We start from the raw sequence: 611 nt of genomic DNA, 5'->3' as shown, positions 1-611 counted from the left end.
AAAGTACCAAATATTGGTCCCAATAATTCTAATGATACGGCATTCACAACTGCTGAAGCAGTACCTGCATCAATCATACCTGATAAAGTTTCACCGTCAAATAAGGCTAATGAAGCTGCCACCCAAATCATCGCGATAACACCTTCAGCGATCATCATACCATAGAAAGTGAAACGCCCTTCACGTTCATTTTCCATTGTACGAGATACCATTGGTGCTTGGGTTGCATGGAAACCTGACATCGCTCCACAAGAAATAGTGAAGAAAATACCTGGGAAAATAGCCAAGCCTTTAGGATGGAAGTTCGCCATAGTAGCTGAAGATAACTCAACCATTGAGTGGTCTCCAAAGATTAATGTTAAACCAATTGCCACTGTTGAAATAATTAATATTGCACCAAACCAAGGATATACTTTCCCCATTGCTTTGTCGATTGGTAAAACTGTTGAAATAATGTAGTAAATAAAGATAGCAATTATAATGATAATTAAAGCTACATTACCTGGCAACAAGCTTTGAATAAGCGCTGCTGGTGAGGAAACGAATACAGTACCTACCAATAATAATAGTAAACAAGCAAATAAGTTAACTACATGCATAGTCCCTTTATT

General features: G+C 37.6%; 1 protein-coding gene. It reads right to left on the bottom strand.

Annotation, left to right across the window (positions count from 1 at the left end; translation table 11 throughout):
- Positions 1 to 611 (bottom strand): carbon starvation CstA family protein (locus ACRCJ0_RS18410; protein WP_431391605.1); only part of this gene is annotated, 611 nt, incomplete at both ends.

The sequence above is a fragment of the Aerococcus sp. L_32 genome, from assembly GCF_050689315.1.
This window is presented reverse-complemented; position numbering and strand designations above follow the sequence as displayed.